Origin of the sequence: Microbispora sp. CA-135349, from assembly GCF_050947365.1 — a bacterium.
GTDB lineage: Bacteria > Actinomycetota > Actinomycetes > Streptosporangiales > Streptosporangiaceae > Microbispora.
The window spans coordinates 319,333-341,913 of the sequence record NZ_CP192001.1; the positions used below are offsets into that span (position 1 = coordinate 319,333).

At 70.2% G+C, this 22,581-nt stretch carries 25 protein-coding genes and 1 pseudogene; 20 read left to right on the forward strand and 6 right to left on the reverse strand.

Going from position 1 to position 22,581, the window contains the following annotated elements; translation table 11 throughout:
- Both ACQPZZ_RS01560 and ACQPZZ_RS01565 read left to right on the forward strand, forming a co-directional pair.
- Positions 1-759: a response regulator gene (locus ACQPZZ_RS01560; RefSeq protein ID WP_432928230.1), complete on the forward strand. Its 759-nt coding sequence runs from the start codon at positions 1-3 to the stop codon at positions 757-759.
- A gap of 376 nt (positions 760-1,135) precedes the next feature.
- Positions 1,136-1,501 carry a hypothetical protein gene (locus ACQPZZ_RS01565; RefSeq protein ID WP_432928232.1) on the forward strand — a complete coding sequence of 122 codons (366 nt, stop codon included), beginning with the start codon at positions 1,136-1,138 and terminating at the stop codon, positions 1,499-1,501.
- Positions 1,502-1,667: 166 nt separating this feature from the next.
- Here ACQPZZ_RS01565 and ACQPZZ_RS01570 read toward each other — a convergent pair whose 3' ends face one another.
- On the reverse strand, positions 1,668-2,312 hold the full coding sequence (locus ACQPZZ_RS01570; RefSeq protein WP_432928233.1) for a hypothetical protein: 645 nt from the start codon (positions 2,310-2,312) through the stop codon (positions 1,668-1,670).
- Positions 2,313-2,576: 264 nt separating this feature from the next.
- Here ACQPZZ_RS01570 and ACQPZZ_RS01575 point away from each other — a divergent pair, with 264 nt between their 5' ends.
- A complete protein-coding gene (locus ACQPZZ_RS01575) occupies positions 2,577-3,416 on the forward strand; it encodes a helix-turn-helix domain-containing protein (protein WP_432928235.1) in 840 nt (279 codons plus the stop codon).
- Between the two features lie 74 nt (positions 3,417-3,490).
- Positions 3,491-4,102 (forward strand): dihydrofolate reductase family protein, encoded by a 612-nt coding sequence (locus ACQPZZ_RS01580; RefSeq protein ID WP_432928237.1) that lies wholly within the window; start codon positions 3,491-3,493, stop codon positions 4,100-4,102.
- A 176-nt stretch (positions 4,103-4,278) separates the two neighbouring features.
- On the opposite strand, the gene ACQPZZ_RS01585 is transcribed toward ACQPZZ_RS01580, so the two are convergent.
- Complete coding sequence (locus ACQPZZ_RS01585; RefSeq protein ID WP_139577431.1) at positions 4,279-4,482, reverse strand: cold-shock protein; 204 nt, start codon at positions 4,480-4,482, stop codon at positions 4,279-4,281.
- A gap of 882 nt (positions 4,483-5,364) precedes the next feature.
- On the opposite strand from ACQPZZ_RS01585, the gene ACQPZZ_RS01590 reads away from it, so the two are divergent.
- The 3 genes from ACQPZZ_RS01590 to ACQPZZ_RS01600 all read left to right on the forward strand — a co-directional run bounded on the left by ACQPZZ_RS01590 (position 5,365) and on the right by ACQPZZ_RS01600 (position 8,635).
- Positions 5,365-6,786, forward strand: coding sequence for an MDR family MFS transporter (locus tag ACQPZZ_RS01590; RefSeq protein WP_432928239.1), 1,422 nt, complete (start codon positions 5,365-5,367; stop codon positions 6,784-6,786).
- 166 nt (positions 6,787-6,952) lie between these two features.
- A complete protein-coding gene (locus ACQPZZ_RS01595; protein WP_432928241.1) occupies positions 6,953-7,621 on the forward strand; it encodes a HEAT repeat domain-containing protein in 669 nt (222 codons plus the stop codon).
- A gap of 6 nt (positions 7,622-7,627) precedes the next feature.
- Positions 7,628-8,635, forward strand: coding sequence for a HEAT repeat domain-containing protein (locus ACQPZZ_RS01600; RefSeq protein ID WP_432928242.1), 1,008 nt, complete (start codon positions 7,628-7,630; stop codon positions 8,633-8,635).
- A 225-nt stretch (positions 8,636-8,860) separates the two neighbouring features.
- Here ACQPZZ_RS01600 and ACQPZZ_RS01605 read toward each other — a convergent pair whose 3' ends face one another.
- Positions 8,861-10,030, reverse strand: coding sequence for an endo-1,4-beta-xylanase (locus tag ACQPZZ_RS01605; RefSeq protein ID WP_363635418.1), 1,170 nt, complete (start codon positions 10,028-10,030; stop codon positions 8,861-8,863).
- 328 nt (positions 10,031-10,358) lie between these two features.
- Here ACQPZZ_RS01605 and ACQPZZ_RS01610 point away from each other — a divergent pair.
- From ACQPZZ_RS01610 to ACQPZZ_RS01625, 4 genes and pseudogenes are all read left to right on the forward strand, one after another.
- A pseudogene (locus tag ACQPZZ_RS01610) lies at positions 10,359-10,544 on the forward strand (LuxR C-terminal-related transcriptional regulator); the annotation flags it as partial.
- Positions 10,545-10,622: 78 nt separating this feature from the next.
- Complete coding sequence (locus tag ACQPZZ_RS01615) at positions 10,623-11,687, forward strand: serine hydrolase domain-containing protein (protein WP_432928245.1); 1,065 nt, start codon at positions 10,623-10,625, stop codon at positions 11,685-11,687.
- 123 nt (positions 11,688-11,810) lie between these two features.
- Positions 11,811-13,274, forward strand: coding sequence for an alpha/beta hydrolase family protein (locus ACQPZZ_RS01620; RefSeq protein ID WP_432928247.1), 1,464 nt, complete (start codon positions 11,811-11,813; stop codon positions 13,272-13,274).
- Positions 13,275-13,284: 10 nt separating this feature from the next.
- Positions 13,285-14,019: an alanyl-tRNA editing protein gene (locus tag ACQPZZ_RS01625; RefSeq protein WP_432928249.1), complete on the forward strand. Its 735-nt coding sequence runs from the start codon at positions 13,285-13,287 to the stop codon at positions 14,017-14,019.
- A gap of 23 nt (positions 14,020-14,042) precedes the next feature.
- On the opposite strand, the gene ACQPZZ_RS01630 is transcribed toward ACQPZZ_RS01625, so the two are convergent.
- Both ACQPZZ_RS01630 and ACQPZZ_RS01635 read right to left on the reverse strand, forming a co-directional pair.
- A complete protein-coding gene (locus tag ACQPZZ_RS01630) occupies positions 14,043-14,657 on the reverse strand; it encodes an N-acetyltransferase family protein (protein WP_432928251.1) in 615 nt (204 codons plus the stop codon).
- Positions 14,654-15,199, reverse strand: a complete 546-nt coding sequence (locus tag ACQPZZ_RS01635; RefSeq protein WP_432928253.1) for a DinB family protein — start codon at positions 15,197-15,199, stop codon at positions 14,654-14,656. Before ACQPZZ_RS01635 ends, ACQPZZ_RS01630 begins: the two co-directional genes overlap by 4 nt.
- 59 nt (positions 15,200-15,258) lie before the next feature.
- On the opposite strand from ACQPZZ_RS01635, the gene ACQPZZ_RS01640 reads away from it, so the two are divergent.
- Positions 15,259-16,212: a helix-turn-helix transcriptional regulator gene (locus tag ACQPZZ_RS01640; protein WP_432928255.1), complete on the forward strand. Its 954-nt coding sequence runs from the start codon at positions 15,259-15,261 to the stop codon at positions 16,210-16,212.
- Positions 16,213-16,217: 5 nt separating this feature from the next.
- On the opposite strand, the gene ACQPZZ_RS01645 is transcribed toward ACQPZZ_RS01640, so the two are convergent.
- On the reverse strand, positions 16,218-16,739 hold the full coding sequence (locus tag ACQPZZ_RS01645; protein WP_432928257.1) for a helix-turn-helix domain-containing protein: 522 nt from the start codon (positions 16,737-16,739) through the stop codon (positions 16,218-16,220).
- Positions 16,740-16,821: 82 nt separating this feature from the next.
- Here ACQPZZ_RS01645 and ACQPZZ_RS01650 point away from each other — a divergent pair, with 82 nt between their 5' ends.
- The 8 genes from ACQPZZ_RS01650 (at position 16,822) to ACQPZZ_RS01685 (ending at position 22,578) form a co-directional block, all read left to right on the forward strand.
- The gene (locus tag ACQPZZ_RS01650; RefSeq protein WP_432928259.1) at positions 16,822-17,163 is read left to right on the forward strand and encodes a hypothetical protein; all 342 of its coding nucleotides are present in this window, start codon (positions 16,822-16,824) and stop codon (positions 17,161-17,163) included.
- Between the two features lie 14 nt (positions 17,164-17,177).
- Positions 17,178-18,113 (forward strand): alpha/beta hydrolase family protein, encoded by a 936-nt coding sequence (locus ACQPZZ_RS01655; RefSeq protein WP_432928260.1) that lies wholly within the window; start codon positions 17,178-17,180, stop codon positions 18,111-18,113.
- 98 nt (positions 18,114-18,211) lie between these two features.
- Positions 18,212-18,544, forward strand: a complete 333-nt coding sequence (locus tag ACQPZZ_RS01660) for an aldehyde dehydrogenase family protein (protein ID WP_432928262.1) — start codon at positions 18,212-18,214, stop codon at positions 18,542-18,544.
- A gap of 65 nt (positions 18,545-18,609) precedes the next feature.
- Entirely contained in the window at positions 18,610-19,164 is a 555-nt protein-coding gene (locus ACQPZZ_RS01665; protein ID WP_432928264.1) for an RNA polymerase sigma factor, read from the forward strand.
- Positions 19,161-20,075: a hypothetical protein gene (locus ACQPZZ_RS01670; RefSeq protein ID WP_432928266.1), complete on the forward strand. Its 915-nt coding sequence runs from the start codon at positions 19,161-19,163 to the stop codon at positions 20,073-20,075. Before ACQPZZ_RS01665 ends, ACQPZZ_RS01670 begins: the two co-directional genes overlap by 4 nt.
- A 141-nt stretch (positions 20,076-20,216) precedes the next feature.
- Entirely contained in the window at positions 20,217-20,900 is a 684-nt protein-coding gene (locus tag ACQPZZ_RS01675; protein ID WP_432928268.1) for a hypothetical protein, read from the forward strand.
- Positions 20,897-21,688: an ABC transporter permease gene (locus ACQPZZ_RS01680; RefSeq protein WP_432928270.1), complete on the forward strand. Its 792-nt coding sequence runs from the start codon at positions 20,897-20,899 to the stop codon at positions 21,686-21,688. The genes ACQPZZ_RS01675 and ACQPZZ_RS01680 overlap by 4 nt, the downstream gene beginning before the upstream one ends.
- 20 nt (positions 21,689-21,708) lie before the next feature.
- Positions 21,709-22,578, forward strand: coding sequence for an ABC transporter ATP-binding protein (locus ACQPZZ_RS01685; protein ID WP_363635388.1), 870 nt, complete (start codon positions 21,709-21,711; stop codon positions 22,576-22,578).
- Positions 22,579-22,581 lie beyond the last annotated feature (3 nt).

The following is a 22,581-nucleotide window of genomic DNA, read 5'->3' on the forward strand; positions in this document are numbered from 1 at the left end:
ATGAATACGCTGGCAACGGCACACGAGCCGGTCCGCTATGTCGTCATCGACGACGAACCCCTATACCGCCAGGGATTCGATGTCGGCACCGCCGGCGAAATTCGTCAGGTGGGCGGATATCGATCAGTCGAGGACTTTCTTGCCCTGCAGCGCGAACCATGCCATGTCGTGGTGCTCGATCTCTGCCTGAACAGGCAGACCGGAGACAAGGCCGTGCTGCAGGGCGTCAGAGCGATCCGGCAACTCGTCGAAGAGTTCAATCAGCGGGTTCTGGTGTACTCCGCCGAGGAGCGACCCGAACCTGTGGGCCGATGCGTCGCCGCGGGGGCGGCCGGTTACGTGAGCAAGTACGGCCCAGACACCTCCAAAGTCGTCCAGGCCATCGAGGAGATCGGCAGGAACGGCCGGATCGTCACGCAATCACTTCACGACGAACTCAGGTGCCTGATTCGCAGTTGCCCCGACATACGACTGTCCGGGACTCTCGAAGAGACCCTCATCCTGCTCCGAAGCAACCTGAGCAATGCGGAAATCGCCGAACGGCGTCAGCGATCCGTCCGCACCATTGAAGACCACAAGGAAAAGATCAAGCAGATTTTCGCGGCCGAACTCGTGAGCCGGGAGAAGGGATACGCCGACCTGGTGCACGATCTCGGGATCGGCCCCGGCGATCTGGTGAACGATGAGGCCGGTCAACGTCCCGTATTCGGTCGCATCGCGAGACGCATGCCCTGGAGTCGCGGCCGCAGCCGGCGCTGAAGCACGGGGGTTCCCAATGAGCGGGGTGATCCCTTCTTCGCGAGCTCGAGCGAAGCCGTGGCCCCGGAAGGGGCGAGGCCGCTCAAGGGGCTGGAACACGCTGGGTCCGCGGCATTGGGCGACGATCGGGAGGCGCGTGGCTCAAGTACCGGGTTTTCCCGGCTGACACGGACGTTCGCACGGGAGACCGTGGTGTCCTCGGACGAAGCGCGCGGGATCGGAGGGAGGAATTGGGCCGGAACCACATGGCCGAATGGCTGCGACTGCCGGCTGACCTGGTTCGCCCTGCCCGTTGCCGTCACGCGAACGGCGTCCTGCCGTCCAACGCCTTCAGATGAGGACGATCATGAAATCCGCGTACGAAAAGGGAGTGACCATGAACGCCGCCGTCAAATGGCGTAAGCGCATTGGACTCTCGGTCCTTGCGTCTGTGAGCTCGCTCGTCACCGTTTTCGCTGCTGCCGGCTCTGCTTCGGCGGCGACCGACTACAAGATCAACGTCACCCAGGCCTGCCGCTACACGTACAACAACTACTCGGCATGGGCGGACTACGTCAATTACGGCAACCCCTTCTCGTGGGTCTGCCGGGTCAACTCGTATTCCGCGTCGGTCCCTGCGGGAGTGGGGGTGACGGTCACCACGCTCGGGGGCGTTGACATGCAGAAGTACTGCAATGTCGCGCACCGTGGCACCAAGGCGGTGATCGTGACCTGGAACGCATTCGGCTGGAAGTGCCGATGATGATCGGTCTTTCGGAATGACCCCGCGAAGCACCTCTTGGGGTCGTTCTCAAGGGGTGCTTCGACCTCGGGTCACCGCCCTGCCTGCCCCGAACCTACGGGTTCGGGGGTTTCCTGTGCACCGGGGCCGGTAGTCGCGGGTGGGGCTTCCCGTCGTTCCGCCGGTCTCAGACGACTGAGCGGATGACTGGATCAGAGGCGAGGCGACGGAGGGCCGTGGCCGTCTCGGTCGCCTGGCCGGCGAACGGCTCGGGCCGTCTACCGGACTCGATCGCTTCGGCGACGGCGAGAAGATCATCGGGGGGCATCAGCGGGGTACGTGCATCGCGAAGGTACAGCCGCCCGCCGGCAGAGGCGGACTCCACTATCTGCAGATAGGGGATGCGCCTGCCGCTTGTGGCATCCAGGCGAACGTGCGCCGTGGACAGGTCGAAGCGCTTGGCCTTCACGGCGCCTTGAATGACCAGCACCGTGCCGAAGAGGTCGGCGCGAAAGCGCAATACCCGGACGCTCAGATAGGTCATCGCGATCGCGGGAACGAGGCCGATCAACGCGACACCCGCGAACAGGACCGGCGCGGACGAAGGCCCGCAGCCCAGCTGGTCCCTTATTTCCTCCTGCCGGCTTGGCGGAGCATCCGGGATGTACGCGCAGAGGGCCGGGCCATGTGCGGCTTCCTGAGATGTGGATGACCGCATGAGCGTGAGCGCGGATATGGCCAGGTAGAGGAGGATGAGAAGCGTGGTCGCCGGAATTGCGGTCTTCGCCAGGGCGGACGGGCCTACGCGGAGCCGCAGAGAGGGAGTGACCAACGATCAATGCTATTAATACGGCGCTCTTTTCGATACCTCAGACCTGGTGGGATGACTGTCCCCTACGGCGATTGCCGTCGCCACCCTCGAACGTGGCCGAAGTGGACCGGAGTTTTCGCGGCCCGGCGACGCGGATCCCGGCTCGGTGGTCGTGGTAAACGGCGGGTTTGTCGTGGCGCCGAAATCGACACCTCGGCAGGCCGCAGAGTTGAGGGCCGCCGACCTCCCTTCGCGAATCGAGCTCGCGTCGGCCACACTGACTTCATGGAATACGTCGGCCGGGTGCCCGCGCCGCCGCTTGACCAGTTCATCGACGACATCTACTGCCTGACCGGGGTGCCGCGACACCGCCGGATGAACGTCCCGCCGATGCCGTCGGCACACCTGTTCGTGAACCTGGACGGACCGGTTCGCCTGTGGGATTCCGACCCTGCGGTGCCGCCTGTGGTGTTCACCGACGGGTGGTTCATGGGTGTGTGGACCAGGCGTTTCCTCTTCGAGTACCCCGCAAAGGTGCGGCTCGTCGGGGTGCACTTCAAACCTTGGGGGATGTCGCCGTTCGTCGAGATGCCCGCGATCGAGCTGCGGGACCGATGGGTGCCGGTCGACGCCGTCTGGCGACGATCGGTGGACCGGATTCGCAACCGGGTCGGCGACAGCGCATCGGCCACCGAGACACTGCGGGTGCTGGAGGAGGAGCTACGGTCGCGGTTCGCGGAGGCGTCGCGCGGTCTCGACCTGGTCCGGCACACAGGCGGGCGTCTGGAGACTTTTCACGGCGCGATCCCGGTCGGCGCGCTGGCCGATGCCGCCGGGGTGAGCGGCAATCACCTGGCCACGCAGTTCAAGTCTCATGTCGGGATCACTCCGAAGCGGGTGGCGCGAATCTACCGCTTCGCGCGGCTGATCCTGGCCGTCGACGCTCTCCGTCCGGTCGACTGGCCGGAACTCGCCCATACGGCGGGCTACTTCGACCAGGCCCACTTCAGCAGGGAGTTCAAGGACTTCACCGGTCACACCCCGACGGAATACCTGGCCCTGCGGCGCCGATTCCCCGTCGAGCAGGGGTTCCCACCGGACCACGGTCCGATGCCTGCTGATTGATTTTCTACAAGCCCGGTCGCCTCCGGGACCGACAGGATCGTGGGCGAACGCGCGAAGAGGATCGAGGAGAACCCGTGGGCACAGTGATCATGCACAACGTGGTGTCGGTGGACGGTTTCATCGCCGACGAGAACGACGACGTCGGGCCACTCCACGATTGGTACTTCAACGGGGACACCCCGATCGTCCAAGGCGGCGACCAGCAGTACGACCATTCCGGTTCGGGCAGTGACTTCAGGGTCTCAAGTACGTCGGCGGAGTATGTCCGGACGATGTGGGAGTCGATCGGCACGATCGTGATGGGCCGCCATCTGTTCGACCTGGTGAACGGCTGGGAGGGTCGACCGCCCGCGGGTGACCACGTGGTCGTGGTGTCCCACCGGCCCAAGCCCGAGGGCTGGCACCCCGAGGCGTCGTACCACTTCGTCGACGGCGTGACGGCAGCGATCGACAAGGCGCAGAAGCTCGCCGGGGAGCGAACCGTCGCTGTGAACGCCGGCGACGTGGGCAGCCAGATCCTCGCGGCCGGTCTCGTGGACGAGGTGGCGATGGACGTGGTGCCGGTGGTGTTCGGGTCGGGCAAACGCTACTTCGGCGGCATCGATGGGCAGCACCTGCTGGAGGATCCCCACGTGGTCATCCAGGGCGACGGAGTGCTGCACCTGAAGTTCAGGGTACGTCGCTGACGCGGCCGGGCGGTCTGGAGGCGTCGTGCGGCCAACGCTGGGAGAAGCGTGGCCTCCGCCGCTGACGATTGTGCGTCCGTACGACGAAGCCCCGGGAGCCTCGTGAGAAGCCCCGGGGCCCGGGTGCCGTCGGTGACGGGCCACATCTCAGTGGGCCCGGCAGCGACCGTGGCTGCTTAGAGCGGCCGAACCTGCTCGGCCTGGGGGCCCTTGGCGCCCTGGCCCGCGGTGTACTCGACTCGCTGGTTCTCCTCCAGCGAGCGGTAGCCGCCGGCGTCGATGGCCGAGTAGTGGACGAAGACGTCCGGAGTGCCGTCGTCGGGGGCGATGAAGCCGAAGCCCTTCTCGGCGTTGAACCACTTGACGGTTCCCTGAGCCATGATGCTTTCTCCTCTGATGAAACGATCTCGAGAGCCACGGACGTGATCCTCGGGCTGCTGCGACCGACCGCCTTGGGAAAGCCTCGGCTCCATACGGTAACGCCCGCTGTCATAACTCAGCAGGCGCTTCAACGCATACTGGTACTTCGACACAACCTCTGCTTGCGACACTACACGCCACGAGGCCGTCCCCGCGCCACTCTCACGCAAAACCCCGTACGGCGCCTCCACAGGCTCCGTGCCCGTCCCCCGGCAGGGGCCGCTCCTCGCCCGGGAGCGGTCGGGTGGGCACACGAACGCGATGCATCGCAGACGATCGACGGATCGCAGCAGGTGTCTGAAAATCTACGATGTCTTCGACCAGGATTTGATGCTTTTCTCGACTGAGGTTCGAGCCGGGGGTGAGGCTACAGGCATCACGGGGAGCCCGCACCCGAATGGTCGCCCGCCCACCACTGCATCGAGCACAGCGGGGGCGGCAACGAGTGTCCGGGCGGTTAGCCATACGCGTCCCACTCCGTTGCCGGGGCTGGGCATCCTCCGCCGGTCTCACCCCGTCCACGGCATCTCCTGCTCGAGGGAGAAGCAGCCGGTGCGGCGGGCGGTCTCAGCTCGGGCGGAAGCTCACACGTCCGGCGCCTCCGTGGACGCGACCGGAGTCCGCTGTCCGCCGGTGGAAAACCGGATGACATTCGCGTCACTCGCCGGGACCCTGGGCACGGCGATGAGTTTTGTCGGTGGTGGCTGCCAGGCTTGCCATAACCACGAACTCTTGTGGGACTGGGTCCCCGGGCCGGGGCGCCAGCCATGACCACGTCATTCACCGACAAACCTGATTGAGGCGCCGTGTCCGTCGCACAGCTTGATCCGCCTACCACACCCGTGACCAAGGTTTCGGGCCGCACTCCGCCCGTGATCCGGTTGCTGGTGCTCGCCACGTTCGTGGTCATTCTCAATGAGACGCTCCTGATCAACGCTATTCCGCGGTTGATGGGCGCGCTGCACATCTCGGAGCAGACCGCGCAGTGGCTCTCGACCGCCTTCATGCTGACCATGGCTGCTGTCATCCCGACCACCGGATGGTTCCTGCAACGGGTCACCACCCGTCGTGCGTACGCCACCGCGATGGGACTGTTCCTGTTCGGTACGGCGCTGGCCACCGTCGCGCCGTCGTTCGAGGTGCTGCTGGGCGCCCGCATCATCCAGGCGTCCGGGACGGCCGTGATGATGCCGTTGCTGATGACGACGTTGATGCAGGTCGTGCCGGAGGCGGATCGCGGCCGTGTGATGGGCAACGTCTCCCTGGCCATCTCGGTCGCGCCCGCGATGGGCCCGGCGGTCTCGGGGGTGATCCTCCAGCTCGGATCCTGGCGGCTGCTGTTCGCCGTGGTGATCCCCATCGCCGCGGTGATCACATGGAGCGGTCTGCGGCAGCTCAAGAACGTCGGGGAGCCCCAGGCCAGCGCCATCGACTGGCTGAGCGTGGTGACCGCCGCCGCCGGCTTCGGCGGCCTGGTCTACGGGCTCAGCCGGTTCGAGGGCGGCGACGTCCGCGTGGCCGCTTCGATCGTGGCGGCGGGCCTGGTCGCCATCGCGGTCTTCGTCGTCCGCCAGCTGGCGCTGCAGAAGCGCGGTGTCCCCCTGATGGACCTGCGCACTCTTCGCCACCGCACCTACACGATCGCGCTGATCCTGATGGCGGTCTCCTTCATGGCGATGCTCGGTGCGATGATCCTGCTGCCGCTGTATCTGCAGAACGTCCGCGAGCTCAGCCCTCTGGAGACCGGACTCCTCGTGATGCCGGGCGGCCTCGCGATGGGGCTGCTCGGGCCGGCCGTCGGCCGCCTGTTCGACCGGTTCGGTGGCCGGGTGCTGGTTGTCCCCGGCGCGATCGGAATCGCCCTCGCGCTCGCCGGCTTCACACAGGTCACCATGACCATGCCGTTCTGGCAGCTCCTGGGGCTGCACGCGCTGTTGATGGTAAGTCTGGCCGCGACCTTCACCCCGGTGTTCACCCTCGGGCTCGGAGCGGTTCCCCCGAAGCTCTACTCGCATGGCAGCTCGATCCTCAGCACCCTGCAGCAGGTCGCCGCGGCCTTCGGCACCGCGCTTGTGATCACCGTGATGAGCGCGCGAGCCGACGCCCTGAGATCCGCGGGAGTCTCGGAGGTACTGGCCGATCTCGGCGGCATGCGGCTGGCCTTCATCATCGGCGCGGTGCTGTCCTTGGCTGTGGTCGTCAGCGCCGTGCTCCTGCCGGCCCGGGCGAACGGCGTCGCCGAGCCCGAGGAGTCCGGCCTGTGAAACGGGCGTGATGTCGATGGAGCGGCACGCTCTGATTTCTCCTGTCCGGCGGGTTGTGCCCACCCGACAAGCAGCAGGCCGGGGAATGAGCGCCGCCTCACGGTGTTGCTCCGCTTGACCTTGACACGGTGACAAGGTCTTCACTGTGGCCACGGAGGTGGTCCCGATGGCCGTACCGAAAGAGGACACGAACACGATGCGGGCTCTTCAGGAGCTGGAGAACGGCAGCTCGTCGGTGCGGCTGCGGGCGGCGCTGGCGGCCGGCACGAGCCCGAACCCGCTGTTCGTCGGCAAGCTCGTCGAACGATGCGCGATCGAGCCCGATTTCTTCGTGCGCGACATGCTCACGTGGGCGCTCACCCGCCACCCGTCGTCGCTGACGGTCCCCACGCTCATCGCCGAACTGCGTTCGAAGCGCACGCAGGCGCGCAGCCAGGCGTTGCACACGCTGTCCAAGATCGGGGATCGGCGGGCGTGGCCGGCGATCACCCGGGCGCTGCTGACCGACGCCGACGACGAGGTGGCGCGGACCGCCTGGCGAGCGGCGGTCGTACTCGTGCCCGAAGGCGAGGAAGGCGAGCTGGCCGCGGTGCTGGCGACACAGTTCGGGCGCGGGGAGCGTGAGACGCAGCTGAGCCTCAGCCGGGCGCTGATCGCGCTCGGTGAGGCGATCACGCCGATCCTGCGCGCCGCGACGGCCGATCGCGACCCTCGCGTGCGTCAGCACGCGATCGCCACGGACCGTCTGGCGCGCGATCCGGATGCGGGATTCGAGTTCGCGGTCGAGGAGGCGAAGCGCATCGTCGCTCTCGGCACGACCGGCCAGGAGGCGTGACAGGCGGTGTTGATCGGTGATGTGGCACGGCGGTCCGGGGTAAGCGCCCGCATGCTCAGGCACTACGAGTCGCTCGGCCTGGTGCGGCCGACGGGTCGTAGCGAGGCCGGCTATCGGGAGTATTCCAGCGAGGACATCCGGCGGATCTTCCACATCGAGAGCCTGCGGTCGTTGGGGCTGTCGCTTCGTGAAGTCGGGCGCGCGCTGGACGATCCCGGCTTCACGCCCTCGGAGCTCGTCGACGACCTCATCCGCCAGACGCGCGAACGCATCGCGCGTGAGACGGAGCTGCTCACGCGGCTTGTCCGGATCGACGCCGCGGAACCCGCCGACTGGGAGGACGTCCTGCGGATCGTCGAACTCCTCCAGGCCTTGGGGTCGGAGAGCGCCGGAAAGCGCCAGCGTGCGGCCCTGTCGTCGGTCACGGAGGCGCCGCTGCCGGTGGAAGCCCTGGTCGAGGCGGCGCTGAGCGAGACGGACACGAACGTCGCCGGAGCCCTTCGGTGGGCTCTGGCGCGATCGGGAGACGACGGACTGGCACTGCTGGCGGAGGGCCTCGGCTCACCGGTGGCCGAGGTGCGCGAACGTGCCGTACAGTCCATCGCCGAGATTCCGCACGCTGCGGCCACCGCACTGCTGCGGGACGCCCTCACGAACCCCGACATCGTGGTCCGCAGGTGTGCCGCTCTGGCGCTCGGTACACGTGGCGGAGCCGACGCCGTCCCGACGCTCGTCGACATGATCGTCGAGGGGGTGAACGACACCGATGCGGCCGACGCGCTGAGCGCGCTGGCGAGTGATCCCGTGCTGGCGGATCGGATCGCCGCCGGGCTCGTCGACCGTCTCGCCCAGAGCGCCGTTGAGCCGTCCGCGCGCCGACGGCTGACACAGGCGCTCGCGGACATCCCCGGGCCCACCACGTCACGGGCCCTCGCGGATCTGTCCCATGACGACGACCGTGCCGTCGCGCTCACGGCGACGTACATTCTCGGGCTCCGCGGCGACGCGCGATAACGGAGCCGTCCTGCCGCCGACCACGCCGCCCCGGGCCGTACCGCGGATCGCGGCGCAAGGGCGGCGTAAGGGCGGCACAGTACGGCGTAAGGGTGGCACAGTACGGCGCAAGTGGCACAGTACGGCGCGATACGGCGCACGGGGCCGCGCGGTGGAGTGCGGCCCCGTGCCCGGCGGTACGGCCAGTGGTGGTACGGCCAGTGGCGTTGTGTCAGGCGCGATGGGTCAGTGGCGGCCCGGGCCCCCGTCGGCACGACGCGGCGCACCGGCGGCGAGTGCCAGGTCCTGCTGGAGCACGTAGTACTGCGACTTGGGCTTCAGGTCCGCGTCGTAGAACAGGGCGGCACCCTCCTGCGGGTCGTCGAACCAGCCGGGGATCCAGGAATACGTGTCGCCGAAGCCCCACGGGGTGAACGAGATGCACTCGCGCACCGCGAGGCAGGCCTTCAGGGCGCGGGACCAGTAGCTCTCCTGGGCGTACTTGGCCAGCGGGCTGGTCGGGGTGTTCACGTTCGGCGACGCCTCCGTGAACGTGCGGACGTCCACCTCGGTCTCGGCCACCTTCAGGCCGAGATCCGCGAAGCGCTGCAGGTTGTTCTGCAGGTCGGGGAAGTCGTACTGGGTGTCGAGGTGGCCCTGGAAGCCGACGCCGTCGATGGGCACGCGCTGGGCCTTCAGGGTCTTGACGAAGTCGTAGACGGCGTTGCTCTTCGGCCCGGTGAACTCGAGGTTGTAGTCGTTGTAGAACAGCAGGGCCTTGGGGTCGGCCTCGTGCGCCCACCGGAAGGCGTCGGCGATGTAGCCGAGTCCGCCCCACGCCTTGTACCAGATGGTCTGGCGGGGCTTCCCGTCGTCATCGAACGCCTCGTTGACCACGTCCCACTGCCAGATGTCGCCCTTGAAGTGCCTCGCCTGGTCCTGGACGTGCTTCTTCAGCAGGGCCTTCAGCTCGTTGTCGGACAGGGTGGTGGTGGAGCCGTCGGAGGAGAGCCACTCGGGCAGCTGGCTGTGCCACACCAGCGTGTGACCGCGCACCAGCTGCTTGTTCTTCTTCGCGAAGGCGACCAGCCGGTCGGCCGCGGCCCAGTCGTACGTGCCTCGGGTGGGCTCGACGAGCTGCCACTTCATCACGTTCTCGGGGGTGACGCTGGAGAACTGCTCGGCCGTGATCCGGGTGTAGTCGGCGTTGCTGCCGAGTTCGTCCGTGTTCACGGCGGTGCCGATACGCAGGCCGATCCGGTCGCCGAGCGCGCGCAGCGAGTCCGCGGGGTAGCGGCCGGGCTGGGACTGTGCGGGGCCGGCACCGGGTTCGGCCGAGGCCGAGCCGGTGAGAGCAACCCCGCCCAACAGGACCGTGGCGCTCACGAGGCCGATGGACAGTGCGGAACGAAGCACACTAACTCCTCGGGGGGAAAGTGGGGGGTTGACGGGTGCTGCGGTCAGGTCAGCCTCACCCGGGCCGCTTCGGTTGACCACGATGGCTCCTCTTCGGCCGTGAGGATGTCCGAAAGTTTCGGTGGCATTACGAAAGTAATGCCGACCATAGAAACCCGGTTGTTGTACGTCAAGGGTCCCGATCACCAGTCAGTTCGTAGGAACAACGGCTTTCGGGGCAGAGAACGCGAGAGTCAGCTCCTGTACTGCTGTGACGCAAGCGACAGCTCTTCCGAAACTTTTCGGCGTTTGCTTCATCGCGTGAGACCTCCGCGGTGGCGGCGCCGCCCGCGAGCGCGAGGTGCTGGAGCTCGCGGCCTTGGGCCCGACCAGCGCCTCGATCGCCCAATCCCCGCACGTGTCGCGGAGCGCCGTGGAAAAGCACGTCAACGCGCTGTTCGACAAGCTCGCGCTGTCGCACACCACCGGCTACAGCCGCCGGGTCCTGGCCGTGCTGCGTCACCCCGGCTCCTGAGCCGCTGTGGTTTTCCGCAGGTGAAGCGGGCGGAGCACCGCATTCCGCCGTGAAACCGATCTCCATAGCGTCGATCACATGATGCAGACGATGATGAACGTGCTGGTGGCGGCGGTCGTGGCGGCGGGCGGCCAGACCGTCGACGTACGCCCCGACATGGAGAAGATCGTGGCCGGCGGCGGGGCGACGGCCGCCCTGGCGCGGATCTCCGGCGGCGGCCGCACCTGGTCGGGCGCCGTCGGTGTGCGCGACGTCGAGCGCGGGGGACGGCCGTCGCCGAACGGATACTTCCGGATCGGCAGCGTCACCAAGACCTTCGTCGCGACCGTGGTGCTCCAGCTCGTGGACGAGGGCAAGGTGCGGCTCGACGACCCCGTCGACGAGTACCTGCCCGGCCTGGTGCCGGGCGGCGACCGGATCACCGTCCGGCAGCTTCTCAACCACACCAGCCACCTGTACGACTACATGAGCGAGCCGGGATACTCGACCAACCGCTGGCGCGGCGACGCCAGGTTCCGCTCCTACCAGCCGCGCGAGCTGCTCAAGGTGGCCTTCGCCAAGAAGCTCCCTGACGACGGGAAGTGGCACTACTCCAACACCGACTACGTGGTCCTCGGGCTGCTGGTGGAGAAGCTGACCGGCCGCCCGTACGGCGAGGAGGTCGGGCGCCGTATCCTGCGCCCGCTGCGGCTGCGCCACACGGTGGTGCCGGGCGACCGGGCAGGACTGCCGTCACCGCACGCCAAGGGGTACGAGCCGCTGCCCGGCCTGGTGGACGCGACGCGGATGAACCCCTCGCTGGACTGGGCCGCCGGGGAGATGATCTCGACCGCGGCCGACCTGGAGCGGTTCATGTCGGCGCTGCTCGGCGGCAAGCTGATCAGCGGGGCGTCCTTGAAGGCCATGCGCACGACGGTGGAGACGGGAGCCGGGTTCGGCTACGGGCTCGGGCTGCAGGCCTACGCGTTGCCGTGCGGCACGGTGTGGGGGCACAGCGGTGAGCTGATCGGATACATGACGTTCGCGTTCCGCTCGGACTCGGGCAGATCGTTGACCCTGTCGATCAACCCCTCGACCCGCAACCCGTCCACCGCGGAGGTCATGGGAATCGCCGTGAAGGTCTTCTGCAGGTCGGCGGGTTGAGACGTGTCCGTGACGTGATCAGACTCCGGGATCACCGCCGGCGCGATGATGCGACTGCGGTCGCACGAAAGCAGGCACCTCAGGGGGAGGTACGCGCCCCCGCGCGGGATCGACGATGGTCGCATGACCGAGATCATCACGGCGATCGGCATGTCTCCCCTGGAGATCCTGCTTCTGCTGGGCGTCGTCGGCCTGCTGTCGTCGCGGTGGTGCCCGCTCCGGGCCCGGCGACCGGTCGCGCTCGCCGCGGCGGTGGTCGTCGCCCTGTCCGGGATCGTGCTGAGCGTGCGCGGGTTGCGCTGGCAGATGGCGCCCGCGCTCGCCGGCGTCCTGGTCGCGCTCGCGTTCGCCGTGCCGGTGCTCGCCGGACGCCCGGCCCGGCGGGTGAGACGGTGGCTCGCCCTGCCGGGAGTCGTGGCCGGCCTCGGCCTGGTCTGTGCGAGCGCGGCCGCCGCCTGGGCGGTGCCCGTGCCCGTGTTCCCCGGGCCGTCCGGTCCGTACGCGGTGGGCACTGCGGTCATGCAGTGGACCGACGCCTCTCGCCCCGAGCCCGCCACCGAAGAGCCCGGCGACCACCGCACGGTCGTGGTGCAGGTGTGGTACCCCGCACCCGCGGGCACGGCCGGTCCCCGTGCCCGGTATCTCGGCCGCACCGAGCAGGAGGCGCGTACGGTCGCCGACGGCCTGACCGGCTACATCGGCGTGCCCGCCTTCCTGCTGGACGACGCGGTCCGTGCCCGCACCGGCGCCGTGTACGACGCGCCGGCGGCGGCCGGGCGGTTCCCCGTCGTGCTGTTTTCTCCCGGGCTGGGCGGCGTGCGCACCCAGAACACCGCGTGGGCGGAGGAACTGGCCGGCCGCGGCTACGTCGTCGCGGCCCTCGACCATTTGTACGACTCCGCCGCCGTCGTGCTCGACGACGGACGGACGATCCGCACGCGCGTCGTGTCCACCGGCGACGACGAGAAGGACAGACGGCTCGCGACCGGCTGGACGGCGGTCAGGGCCGCCGATCTCAGCTTCGTCCTCACCCAGCTCGGCCGCCTCGACAGGGGCGAGATCCGCGGCCCGCTGACCGGCTCGCTGACCGGGCGGCTCGACACCGCGCGGGCGGCGGCGACCGGCCACTCCATCGGCGGAGGCGCCGCCCTGCGGGCCGCCCGCCAGGACCGCCGGTTCGCGGCGGTGATCGACCTGGACGGCTATCCGTACGACCCCGCGCCCCGGCCCTACCACCAGCCGGTGCTCGCGCTCACCCATCCCGTCGACCCGGCCGGCAACCCGTCGTACATCCCTCGTCTCACCCGGATCCTCTCGCTGAGCACGTCGGAGAGCTACCGCATCACGGTCCCCGGCGCGGCGCACCTCACCTTCGCCGACGCGCCGCTCTACCTGCCGCCGGTGCCGTCCGTTGTCGGTTCCCTGGGCCGCACCGGGGGCCTGTCCGTCACCACGGCGGCCACCGGTGCCTTCCTCGACGCCACCCTGCGTGACAAACCGGGCGACCTGGCCACGCTCCTGCGCCCGTACGGCGATCTCACCGTCCACCGGCCCGCGCGGAAGGATGACACGGGGGGCCGTGACTAGACTCCGTGGAATGACGTTCGATCTCCACGGGCGGACGAGGCGGCTGGAGCTGGCCGACCAGGATCTACGGTCCTTCGAGGCCGTCGTGCTGGAGGCCACGCCGGACGGGATCGTCCTGGACCGGTCGGCCTTCTACCCGGGCGGCGGAGGCCAGCCGCCGGACCAGGGCGTGCTGCTGTGGCAGGGCGTCGAGACCCGCATCAAGGGCGTACGCAAGGGCGACGACCTCTACCTCGTCCCGGCGCCGGACGATCCGATCCCGCCCGCCGGTACGGTCGTGCGGGCGGCGGTCGCCGACGAGCGGCGCTCGGCGCTCATGCGCACCCACTCGGGCCTGCACGTGCTGTGCGGCGTGGTGTTCCGCGACTACGGTGCCCTGGTCACGGGCGGCAACATGGAGCCGATGAGCGCGCGGATGGATTTCAACCTCCCCGAGGTGCCGCCCGGCTTCAAGGAGGCGGTCGAGGACGCGTGCAACGCCGAGATCGCCGCGGACCGGCGGATCGACGTACGCGTGCTGCCCCGCGCGGAGGCCTTCGCGATCCCCGACATCATCCGCACCGCGACGAACCTGGTGCCGGAGGACATCCCCGAGGTGCGGATCATCGACATCGTGGGCCTGGACACCCAGGCCGACGGGGGCACGCACGTCGCCTCGACCAGGCAGATCGGCAGGATCAAGGTCGCCAAGATCGAGAGTAAGGGGCGGGGCTTCCGCCGCCTCCGCATCGCGATCTCCGACTGACCGCACCGCGGGCCGCGGGCCGGTCAGAAGTCGATCCGTACGACGGCTCGCCTGAGGGTCGGCCTGCTCACCTCGGTGAACCCCGCGTCCAGGAAGACGTCACGGCTGCCGACGTGGAGCTCCCCCCAGGTGATCTCGACGCCCGGCCGGGTGATCATGGGATAGGCCTCCAGCGCCCGGGCTCCCCGCTCTCGCGCGAAGTCGATCGTGGCGCGTGCGAGCGCGTACGTCACCCCACGCCGGCGGAAGCCCTTGCGGGTGACGAAGCAGGTCACGGCCCAGACGCTGTCGTCGGTCTCGTCCTCCTGCCGGCCGGTCCAGGGGACGCGGGTGCGGGTCAGCTGGGGATAGGCCGTCCGGGGCTCGACCGCGCACCACCCGATCGGCTCACCGTCAAGGTAGGCCACGAGACCGGTGGTCGACCGGGCTCCGGGGGTCTCGCAGCCGGTCTGCTCGCGCAGGCGCGCGGCGCGTTCCGTGGCGGAGACCGAGTTCCACCGGTAGGTGAAGATCTTGTAGCGCTGGCAATGGCAGTCGATCGTGCCGAGGATCGCCCGCACGTCGTCCCACGACGCCCGGTTGGCGGGGACGATGACGAGCCGGTCGGCGGGGATCGGCTCGGTGATGTCCTGCCTCATTCCGCCGGCCGGTCCTCTCCGACCAGGCCGTCGACGGACTCGCGGATGAGGTCGGCGTGCCCGATGTGCCGGGCGTACTCCTCGATCATGTCGATCAGCAGGCGGCGGAGGCTGGGCGTCTCACCGCGTGAGTTGGTGTACGCCGCGAGCCGTCCGAGACCGCCCTCCGCCAGGGCCTGCCGTACGCCGGCCCGGGACCGGGCCACCGCGTCCTGCCACAAGGTCGTCAGTTGCTCGGGTGTGTCCTCTGCGGCCGTGCGCCACTCCCAGTCGGGGTCGGCGTCGAAGTCCACCGTGTCCCACGGCGGCGCCGGCGGTCGCCCGAACAGCTTCTGGGAGAACATGTCGTCCTCCACCAGAGCCAGGTGCTTGAGCAGCCCGCCCAGGGTCATTGACGACGCGGCGGCGGTCGCCCGCAGGCCGGCCGCGTCGAGCCCGCCGCACTTCCAAGCGAAGATCCGGCGCTGGCGTTCCAGCGAGCCCAGCAAGGTGTCGGTCTCGTCGCCCGCGACCGGCGGCTCACGAAGGATGTTTTCGGTCATGGCGGACAGGCTACGGTGCATTCCGGACGATCCCCTTCCGGAATCCGACGGGTTGCCGAATGAAACGCGACGAGAGCCCCACCGCCCGGGCGCTCCTGCTCCTCGAACTGGTCCAGAACAGTCCGGGGATCACGGCCGAACGGCTGGCCGGCCGGCTCGGCGTCTCCGAACGGGCGGCCCGGCGCTACGTCGGCATCCTGCGTGAGGCCGGCATCCCGGTCGAGTCCGAACGCGGCCCCTACGGGGGATACCGCATCGGCCGGGGGCTCCGGCTGCCTCCCCTGATGTTCACGCAGGCCGAGGCGCTCGGGCTGGTGATGGCCGTGCTGGACGGCCGGCACGATTCGGCGGATCCGGCCGATCCCGTGGGCGGCGCGCTCGGCAAGATCCTGCGCGTACTGCCAGAAGCGGTCGCCGGGCAGGCCGAGGCGGTGCGGAGCATGAGCGCGAGACACCCCGAGCCCGGCGCCAGGACTCCCGGGCCCGAGACCGTCGCCGTCCTCGTCCAGGCCTGTGCGGCACATCGCCGGCTTCGGCTCGGATATCGCATCCGGCCCGGAGACGAGCGCGACATGGAAGTCGATCCGTGGGCCGTCGTCGTACGCCGCGGCCGGTGGTATCTGCTGTGCTGGTCGCACACGAAGAACGCCCGCCGGGTGCTGCGGGTGGACAAGGTGGCCGGTGCCGAGGTTCTCGACGTTCCGGCCGTCCCTCCGGCCGATCTCGACCCGGCGCGGGTGCTGGAAGACCATCTGTCGGCGGGGTGGCGGCACGAGGTGGAGGTCGTCGTCGACGCGCCCGCCGAGGCCGTGACCGAGTGGGTCCCGCGCAGTCTCGGCCGTCCCGAGCCGATCGACGCGCACCGTACGCGCCTCGTCGGCAGCACGGACGAACCGGAGTGGTACGCCCGGCAGCTCACGGCGATCAGGGCGCCCTTCCGCATCGTCGGGCCGCCCGAACTGCGGGAGGCCGTCGAAGCCCTCGGACGCCGTCTTCTCCAGGCCGGCGCCTGACCGTCTCAGTCCGGCATGAGGATGGTGGACAGGATGCGCCGGGTGCGGCCGGGCGCGGGCTGGTTGGCGAGCCTCGAGGTGATCACCGCTCTCAGCTCCCGCAGGAAGTCCTGGAACTCCTCGTCGCTGAGGTACAGGGCCGCCTTCCGGTATCCCACGCCGTCGCGGCCGAGGTCGACGTCGTCCCGGGTGAGGTAGCGGTCGAAGTCGGCCAGCAGCGACGCGACGAACGTCATGAACGCCTGACGGTGCTCCTCCGTGCTCATCCCGGCCGCCTCGTCGGCGCTGACGTGCGGGTTGGCCGTACGCAGCCGGTAGGTCCGTTCGAAGGTGCCCCGCACCTTGCGCTCCGCCGCGACCTCCAGGAGCTCGCCCTCGACCAGCGCCGCGATCTGCCGGTAGAGGGTCGCGGACGGCACGTCGGGGAGCTCCGCGCGCAGGTCGGCCGTCGTCAGCATCCGCTCGCCCAGGAGCGCCTGGACGATGCGCAGCCGGATCGGGTGCAGCAGCAACTCGGCCGTCGTCATGGTCCTACGTTCTCATAGTTGACATCATTCTCACAAGCGATAACAATCAGACTCACCACGGAGACGACCTGGGAGGCTCGCCATGAGCACCGTGACCATCACCGCCGACGCCGTCGAAGTCCACCTCACCGCGGTGGAGAAGGCCGCCGCCCTGCGCGCCGACCTGCGGGTTCCGCGCTCGGCGGTCAGGTCCGCCGAGATCGTGGACGACGCGCTCGGCGCGGCGCGGGGCGTGCGCACAGGGCTCGGCGTGCCCGGTCTGCGCAAGCTCGGGACCTGGCACAGCCGGGCAGGCAAGGAGTTCGTCGACGTGCGCGACGGCCAGTCGGCGGTGCGCATCCACCTCGACGGGCACGGTTACGCCTCCCTGCTGCTGGGCGTGGACGACCCGCGTGCCGTGGTCGCCACCCTCACCGGAGTCTGAAAGGGATCGGCGCGATGCGCGACATCGACCTCACCTTCGCCTCGGGCGGCGAGCGGCTCGCCGGCACGCTGACCCTGCCCGACGGCGACGGCCCCTTTTCCGCCGCGCTGCTGGTCCCCGGCTCGGGACCGATCGACCGCGACTCCGACCATCGGCGCCTCCCCCTCGGGGTGACCCGTCAGCTGGCGGAGGCGTTCGCGGCCGCCGGGATCGCGTCCCTCCGCTACGACAAGCGGGGCGTGGGCGCCAGCACCGGGAGTTTCCTGGCGGCCGGGCTCCGCGACAACATGGACGACGCCGGAGCCGCGCTGGCCGCGCTGCGCGAGCGTCCGGAGATCGATCCCGCCCGCGTGGCGCCGGCCGGGCACAGCGAGGGAGCGTTGATCGCGGCGAACCTCGCCGCCCACGACCACACGGTGGCGGCCGTCGTGCTGCTGGCCGGCGCCGCGAAGATCGGGTCGGAGTTGTTGCGGTGGCAGGCCGCGCGCCTCGCGCCCACCATGCCGGCGGTCGTCCGCGCCCTGCTGCGCCTCACCCGCACCGACCTGGTCACCAAGGTGACGAAGAACCACGAGCGCATCCGCCGTACGACGACCGACGTCGCCCGCATCGGCGGAGTCCGGGTGAACGCCCGCTGGACCCGCGAGTTCCTCGACTACGACCCCACAGCCGATCTCGCCCTGATCCAGGCGCCGGTGCTGGCCGTCACGGGGGACAAGGACCTCCAGGTGGACCCCGGGGACCTGGCCCGCATGGCGGAGCTGGTGCCGGGACCGATCGAGACCCGCCTGATCCCCGATCTCGACCACATCCTGCGCAGGCAGCCGGGGCCGCCGTCGCTTCGCGCGTACAAGCGTGAGGCGCGCGAGCCAATCGACGCGCAGGTGAGAGACCTCGTCACCGGCTGGCTCGCGCGCACGCTCGCGGTGCCGGTGCGGGACGGGCGCTGACAGTCGAAGACCCCGGACGAGGCGGAGCCGCGTCTCCAGTCGTTCGGCACGCCCGTTTCGGGGGATGACGACCTCGGGGTGCCGGAGGGGAGACCGTCGTGGACACCGTACGCAATGTGATCGCCGGGGAGAGCCGCGAGCCGGCCTCCGGCGCGTGGATGGACCTGATCGATCCCTCCACCGAGCAGGTGTACGGCAGGGCGGCCCGCTCGGGTGAGCGGGACGTGGCGTGCGCGGTGGAGGCGGCCACGGAGGCCGCCCGGGCCTGGCGCCGGACCACCCCGGCCGAGCGTCAGCGGCTGCTCGTCGAGCTGGCCGATCTGATGGCCGACAACCGGGACGCGCTGGCCGAGGCCGAGGTGCGGGCGACCGGCAAGCCCCGCGGCACCGCGCTGCGGGTCGACGGGTCCACTGTGACGAGGCCAGTGTGATGCGAATCACTCGGAAAGCGGCTGTTTTGCGGTGAACCCCGGCGTCCGGAACAGTACCCATCACGATGGACACGACGGATCTGGAGCTGTTGCGGCAGGTCACGAGGGGTGACGAGCACGCCTTCGAGCAGTTGTACGCACGGCACGCACGGGCGCTGCTGGCGTACGCGGAAGGACTCCTCGGCGAGCGCGGACCGGCCGAGGAGGCGCTCCAGGAGACGTTCATCGCCGTGTGGCGCGGCGCCGGCGCGTTCGAAGAGCGGTCGCTGGTGCGCACCTGGCTGTTCGGCATCTGCCGCCGCCAGGCGCTCAAGCGGATGCGCGGTCATCTGCCGGCGTCGCGGCCTCTCGACGACGCGCTCGACCTGCCGTCGCCGGAGCCCGGGCCGCAGGCGGTGACGCTGGCACGGGCGGACACGGCCGCGGTCGCGGCCGCGTTGCGGACGCTGGCCCCGCTCCACCGCGAGGTCCTCGACCTCGCGTTCGCCGCCGAGATGTCCCATGCGGAGATCGCCGAGGTGCTGGGCGTCCCGGCCGGGACGGTGAAAAGCCGCCTGTTCAACGCCCGGGCCGCGCTGGCCCGCGCCCTGCCTGTTGAGATCGAGGAGGCCGGCCGATGAACCACCCCACCGAGCTGCTGCCCGACTACGCCGCCGGTGTCCTCCCGGATCCGGCCGCCGTGGACGCCCATGTGCGGGCGTGTGCCGAATGCGCCGCCGAGGCCGAGTCGTGGAGAAAGGTCCGCTCGGCCGTCGCCGGGCGCGCCGCCGCGGTGGCCGCGCCCGCGCCGTCGATCTTCGCCGCGATCCGGGAGCGCATCGGCGCGGCCGAGCCGCGGGTGCGGGCCCGTACGCACCCGGTCCCCAGGTACGCCGGTGAGGTGGGGCGGCGGCCGTGGCGGCGGGCCTTCGGCCTGCTGACCCGCCAGTGGACCCTGGTCAGGTGGCCGGTCTGGGCGCTGGCCGTGGCCGCGCTCGTGGTCGGCGGCGTGGTCGCCGCCCGGGTCTCGTCGGCGGGGCTGGCACCTCAGGTGCTCGCCACCGTGATTCCGCTCGCCGCGGCGCTCGCGGCGGCGGGGGCGTGCGGAACGGATCGGGAACCGGTCGGCGAGCTGGTCGCGGCGACCCCCACGTCGCCCAGGGTGGTGCTGCTGGCCCGGCTCACGCTGGTGCTCGGCGTGATCGGCGCACTGAGCCTGCTCGTCACACTGGCGCTCGTGCCGCTGGAGCCGGTCGCCGGGCTCCTCGGCCTCGCGGCGGCGTGGTTCGGCCCGCTGGTGCCGCTGTCCGCGCTGAGCTTCACGCTGTCGGTGCTGTGGCGGCCGTCCGTGGGCGTGGGGGCGGCCATGGCGCTGTGGCTGCTGCGGCTCCTCGCCATGACGGGCGCGATCGACCGGGCTCTGGCGGCCGTGGTCGAGCGGCTGTGCACCCCCGGCGCCGGCGTCCTGACCGGCGCGGCCGTACTCGTCGCGGTGGCGGTGCTGCTGTCGCCGCGCCTGCCCCATGGGCGGGCGCACCGGATCGGCTTCTGATCCGCGCCGCTTGTGGTCCGCGCCGCTTGTGGTCCGGGCCGCTTGTGGTCCGGGTTGCCTTGTGGTCCGGGCCGGATTTTTCTTAGAACAAGATTCTGGTGAACCGGCCCGGCCCGGCCGGTACCCACTCGCGTGAAATCAATGTCCTTGTGGCGGTACGAGGCCCGGCGTGCGGGATGGCCGGCATGCCTGGCTGCCCCGGCGTCGCTGCTGGTGACCCTCGCCCTCGCGGTGGCGAGTCTCGGCTTCGGCGCGCCCCCGCCGTCCGTCCACGGAGTGCTCCTCTCGGGCGTCGAGGCGCTCGTCCCCCTGGCCGCGGCGATGGCGGCGGTCACGGTGGTCAGCGTGGACCGCTGTCGTGAGCTGCAGCTCGCGCTCCCGGCCGCCTATGCGGGCACGCTCGGCCGCAGGCTCGGCGTCGTCGCGGGGATCGGCGCCGCGCTGTCGGTGCTCTTCTCGGCCGTGCTGCGGCTCACCGGCTCGTGGACCGGACCGCAGTCACCCCTCGCGTCGGTCCTGGTCTGGGCGTCGCCGCTGCTGGGGCTCACCGGCCTGGCCCTGCTCGTGGCCGTCCTGGGCCGCAGCGTCGTGCTCGCGACCACGACGGTCGCCGTGGTGTGGCTGTGCCAGCAACTGTTCGCCCCGGCGCTGGCCGCCGGGACGTGGTCGCGCCCGTTCTTCCTGTTCATGACCAGCCGCGCGGGCGTCGCCGACGGCTGGGGGACGAACCGTGCGGTGCTCGCGGCCTGCGGCGTCCTGTTCATCACGGCCGCGCTCCTGCTGCTGCGCCGGCCGGAGCGTCTCCTGACGGAGGAAGAGGTATGAGGTCGCGTCTGTCCGCCGTGTGCCGGTACGAGTTCCGGATGCAGATCCGCAAGCGGTCCCTGTGGGTGAGCACCGCCGGCCTGGCCATGCTGATCGCCGTCGCCCAGGGCGACCGGGGGCCGCGCTACCTGCCGGCAGGCACGAGCGCCGCCGAGGTGATGGCGTCGTGGGCGCTGCTGTTCTCCATGCTGCTGCCGATCGGGTTCGGCATGGTGCTGGCCGACCGGCTGGTCCGCGACCACAGGATCGGCGCCGCGCCGCTGCTCGCCAGCCTGCCGGCCCGCCCGGGCGCGCTGGTGGCCGGAAAGTACGCGGGGTCCGTCGCCGCGACCGCGGTCCCCGGCCTGCTGGTGCTCCTCGTCACCGCCGGCGGCGAGTTCGTTCACCGGGGTGATGTCGCGCTGTTCGGCTGGGCCTTCGTGGCGTTCGCCGTGGTGCTGCTGCCGGGCCTGGCGTTCGTGGCCGCGTTCGCGCTCGTCTGCCCGATGGTGATCTCGGCGCCGCTGTTCCGGGTGCTGTTCGCGGGCTACTGGTTCTGGGGGAACATGCTCGGCCCGAACTATCTGCCCTCGCTGACGGGGACGCTGCTGACACCGATCGGCGACTATCCGGCGAGCTGGCTCATGGGCGGGAAGGCCCTCTACGCGGGCGACTCCGGCTGGCTCCCGTTCCTGCGTCCCGAGCCGGGCGGCGGCGCGGCGCTCCTCAGCGTCGTCCTGCTGACCGTGCTCGCGTCCCTGCCCCTCGCGTTCGCGGGCTCCCTGATGACCCGCCGTACCTCGTCCTGAAAGAGAGACCGAAGTAGACCATGGACATCACGATCAGCGGGCTGCGCAGGCGGTTCGGACGCGTCGAGGCGCTGCGCGGCGTCGATCTCGAGGTCCCCGGAGGGATGTTCGGCCTGCTGGGCACGAACGGCGCCGGCAAGACCACTTTGATGCGCATCCTGGCCGGGGTGCTGTCCCCGACCGGCGGGCGGGTGCTGGTGGGCGGCCACGACCTCACCACCCGGGCGGGACGGCTGGCCGTGCAGCGGCGGCTGGGCTACCTGCCGCAGGACCTCGGCCTCTATCCCGATCTCACGACCCGCGAGTTCCTCGACTACATCGGGCTGCTCAAGGGCCTCGACGACGACTCGGCCCGGCGCCGCCAGATCGGCGAGCTGCTCGACATGGTGGGGCTCGCCGACGTCGCCGGACGCAGGCTCAAGGGCTTCTCCGGCGGCATGCGGCGGCGGGTCGGCATCGCGCAGGCCCTGCTCGGCGACCCCGCGCTGGTCGTGGTGGACGAGCCGACGGCCGGGCTCGACCCCGAGGAACGTATCCGCTTCCGCACGCTTCTGGCCCAGATCGCGGGGCACCGGACCGTGCTGCTGAGCACCCACATCGTGGAGGACGTGGCACAGACCTGCCAGGAGGCCGCCGTCATGGCGGCGGGCCGGGTGATCTTCACCGGTCCGGTGACCGGCATCATCGGCCGCGCCCGGGGCGCGACGTGGGAGGTCGTCACCCAGGGGCCGCCCCCGGCCACAGGCGTGGTCGTGTCGGCGGTCGGCGGGCCGGACGGCACGCACTACCGCGTGGTCAGCCCGGCCAAGCCGGATCCGGCGGCGGTCCCGGTGCAGCCGTCGCTGGAGGAGGGCTACGTCGCGCTCATGCGCGAGGCCGTCCCGAGCTGAGCG

Excerpts from the sequence above, each read along its gene's own strand:
- ACQPZZ_RS01565 (WP_432928232.1), top strand. The coding sequence starts at position 1,136 with ATGAACGCCGCCGTCAAATGGCGTAAGCGCATTGGACTCTCGGTCCTT.
- ACQPZZ_RS01640 (WP_432928255.1), top strand. The coding sequence starts at position 15,259 with ATGAAACGCGACGAGAGCCCCACCGCCCGGGCGCTCCTGCTCCTCGAA.
- ACQPZZ_RS01685 (WP_363635388.1), top strand. The coding sequence starts at position 21,709 with ATGGACATCACGATCAGCGGGCTGCGCAGGCGGTTCGGACGCGTCGAG.
- ACQPZZ_RS01670 (WP_432928266.1), top strand. The coding sequence starts at position 19,161 with ATGAACCACCCCACCGAGCTGCTGCCCGACTACGCCGCCGGTGTCCTC.
- ACQPZZ_RS01665 (WP_432928264.1), top strand. The coding sequence starts at position 18,610 with ATGGACACGACGGATCTGGAGCTGTTGCGGCAGGTCACGAGGGGTGAC.
- ACQPZZ_RS01635 (WP_432928253.1), bottom strand. The coding sequence starts at position 15,199 with ATGACCGAAAACATCCTTCGTGAGCCGCCGGTCGCGGGCGACGAGACC.
- ACQPZZ_RS01575 (WP_432928235.1), top strand. The coding sequence starts at position 2,577 with ATGGAATACGTCGGCCGGGTGCCCGCGCCGCCGCTTGACCAGTTCATC.
- ACQPZZ_RS01650 (WP_432928259.1), top strand. The coding sequence starts at position 16,822 with ATGAGCACCGTGACCATCACCGCCGACGCCGTCGAAGTCCACCTCACC.
- ACQPZZ_RS01595 (WP_432928241.1), top strand. The coding sequence starts at position 6,953 with ATGGCCGTACCGAAAGAGGACACGAACACGATGCGGGCTCTTCAGGAG.
- ACQPZZ_RS01560 (WP_432928230.1), top strand. The coding sequence starts at position 1 with ATGAATACGCTGGCAACGGCACACGAGCCGGTCCGCTATGTCGTCATC.
- ACQPZZ_RS01620 (WP_432928247.1), top strand. The coding sequence starts at position 11,811 with ATGACCGAGATCATCACGGCGATCGGCATGTCTCCCCTGGAGATCCTG.
- ACQPZZ_RS01680 (WP_432928270.1), top strand. The coding sequence starts at position 20,897 with ATGAGGTCGCGTCTGTCCGCCGTGTGCCGGTACGAGTTCCGGATGCAG.
- ACQPZZ_RS01585 (WP_139577431.1), bottom strand. The coding sequence starts at position 4,482 with ATGGCTCAGGGAACCGTCAAGTGGTTCAACGCCGAGAAGGGCTTCGGC.
- ACQPZZ_RS01655 (WP_432928260.1), top strand. The coding sequence starts at position 17,178 with ATGCGCGACATCGACCTCACCTTCGCCTCGGGCGGCGAGCGGCTCGCC.
- ACQPZZ_RS01675 (WP_432928268.1), top strand. The coding sequence starts at position 20,217 with ATGTCCTTGTGGCGGTACGAGGCCCGGCGTGCGGGATGGCCGGCATGC.
- ACQPZZ_RS01615 (WP_432928245.1), top strand. The coding sequence starts at position 10,623 with ATGATGCAGACGATGATGAACGTGCTGGTGGCGGCGGTCGTGGCGGCG.
- ACQPZZ_RS01645 (WP_432928257.1), bottom strand. The coding sequence starts at position 16,739 with ATGACGACGGCCGAGTTGCTGCTGCACCCGATCCGGCTGCGCATCGTC.
- ACQPZZ_RS01630 (WP_432928251.1), bottom strand. The coding sequence starts at position 14,657 with ATGAGGCAGGACATCACCGAGCCGATCCCCGCCGACCGGCTCGTCATC.
- ACQPZZ_RS01625 (WP_432928249.1), top strand. The coding sequence starts at position 13,285 with ATGACGTTCGATCTCCACGGGCGGACGAGGCGGCTGGAGCTGGCCGAC.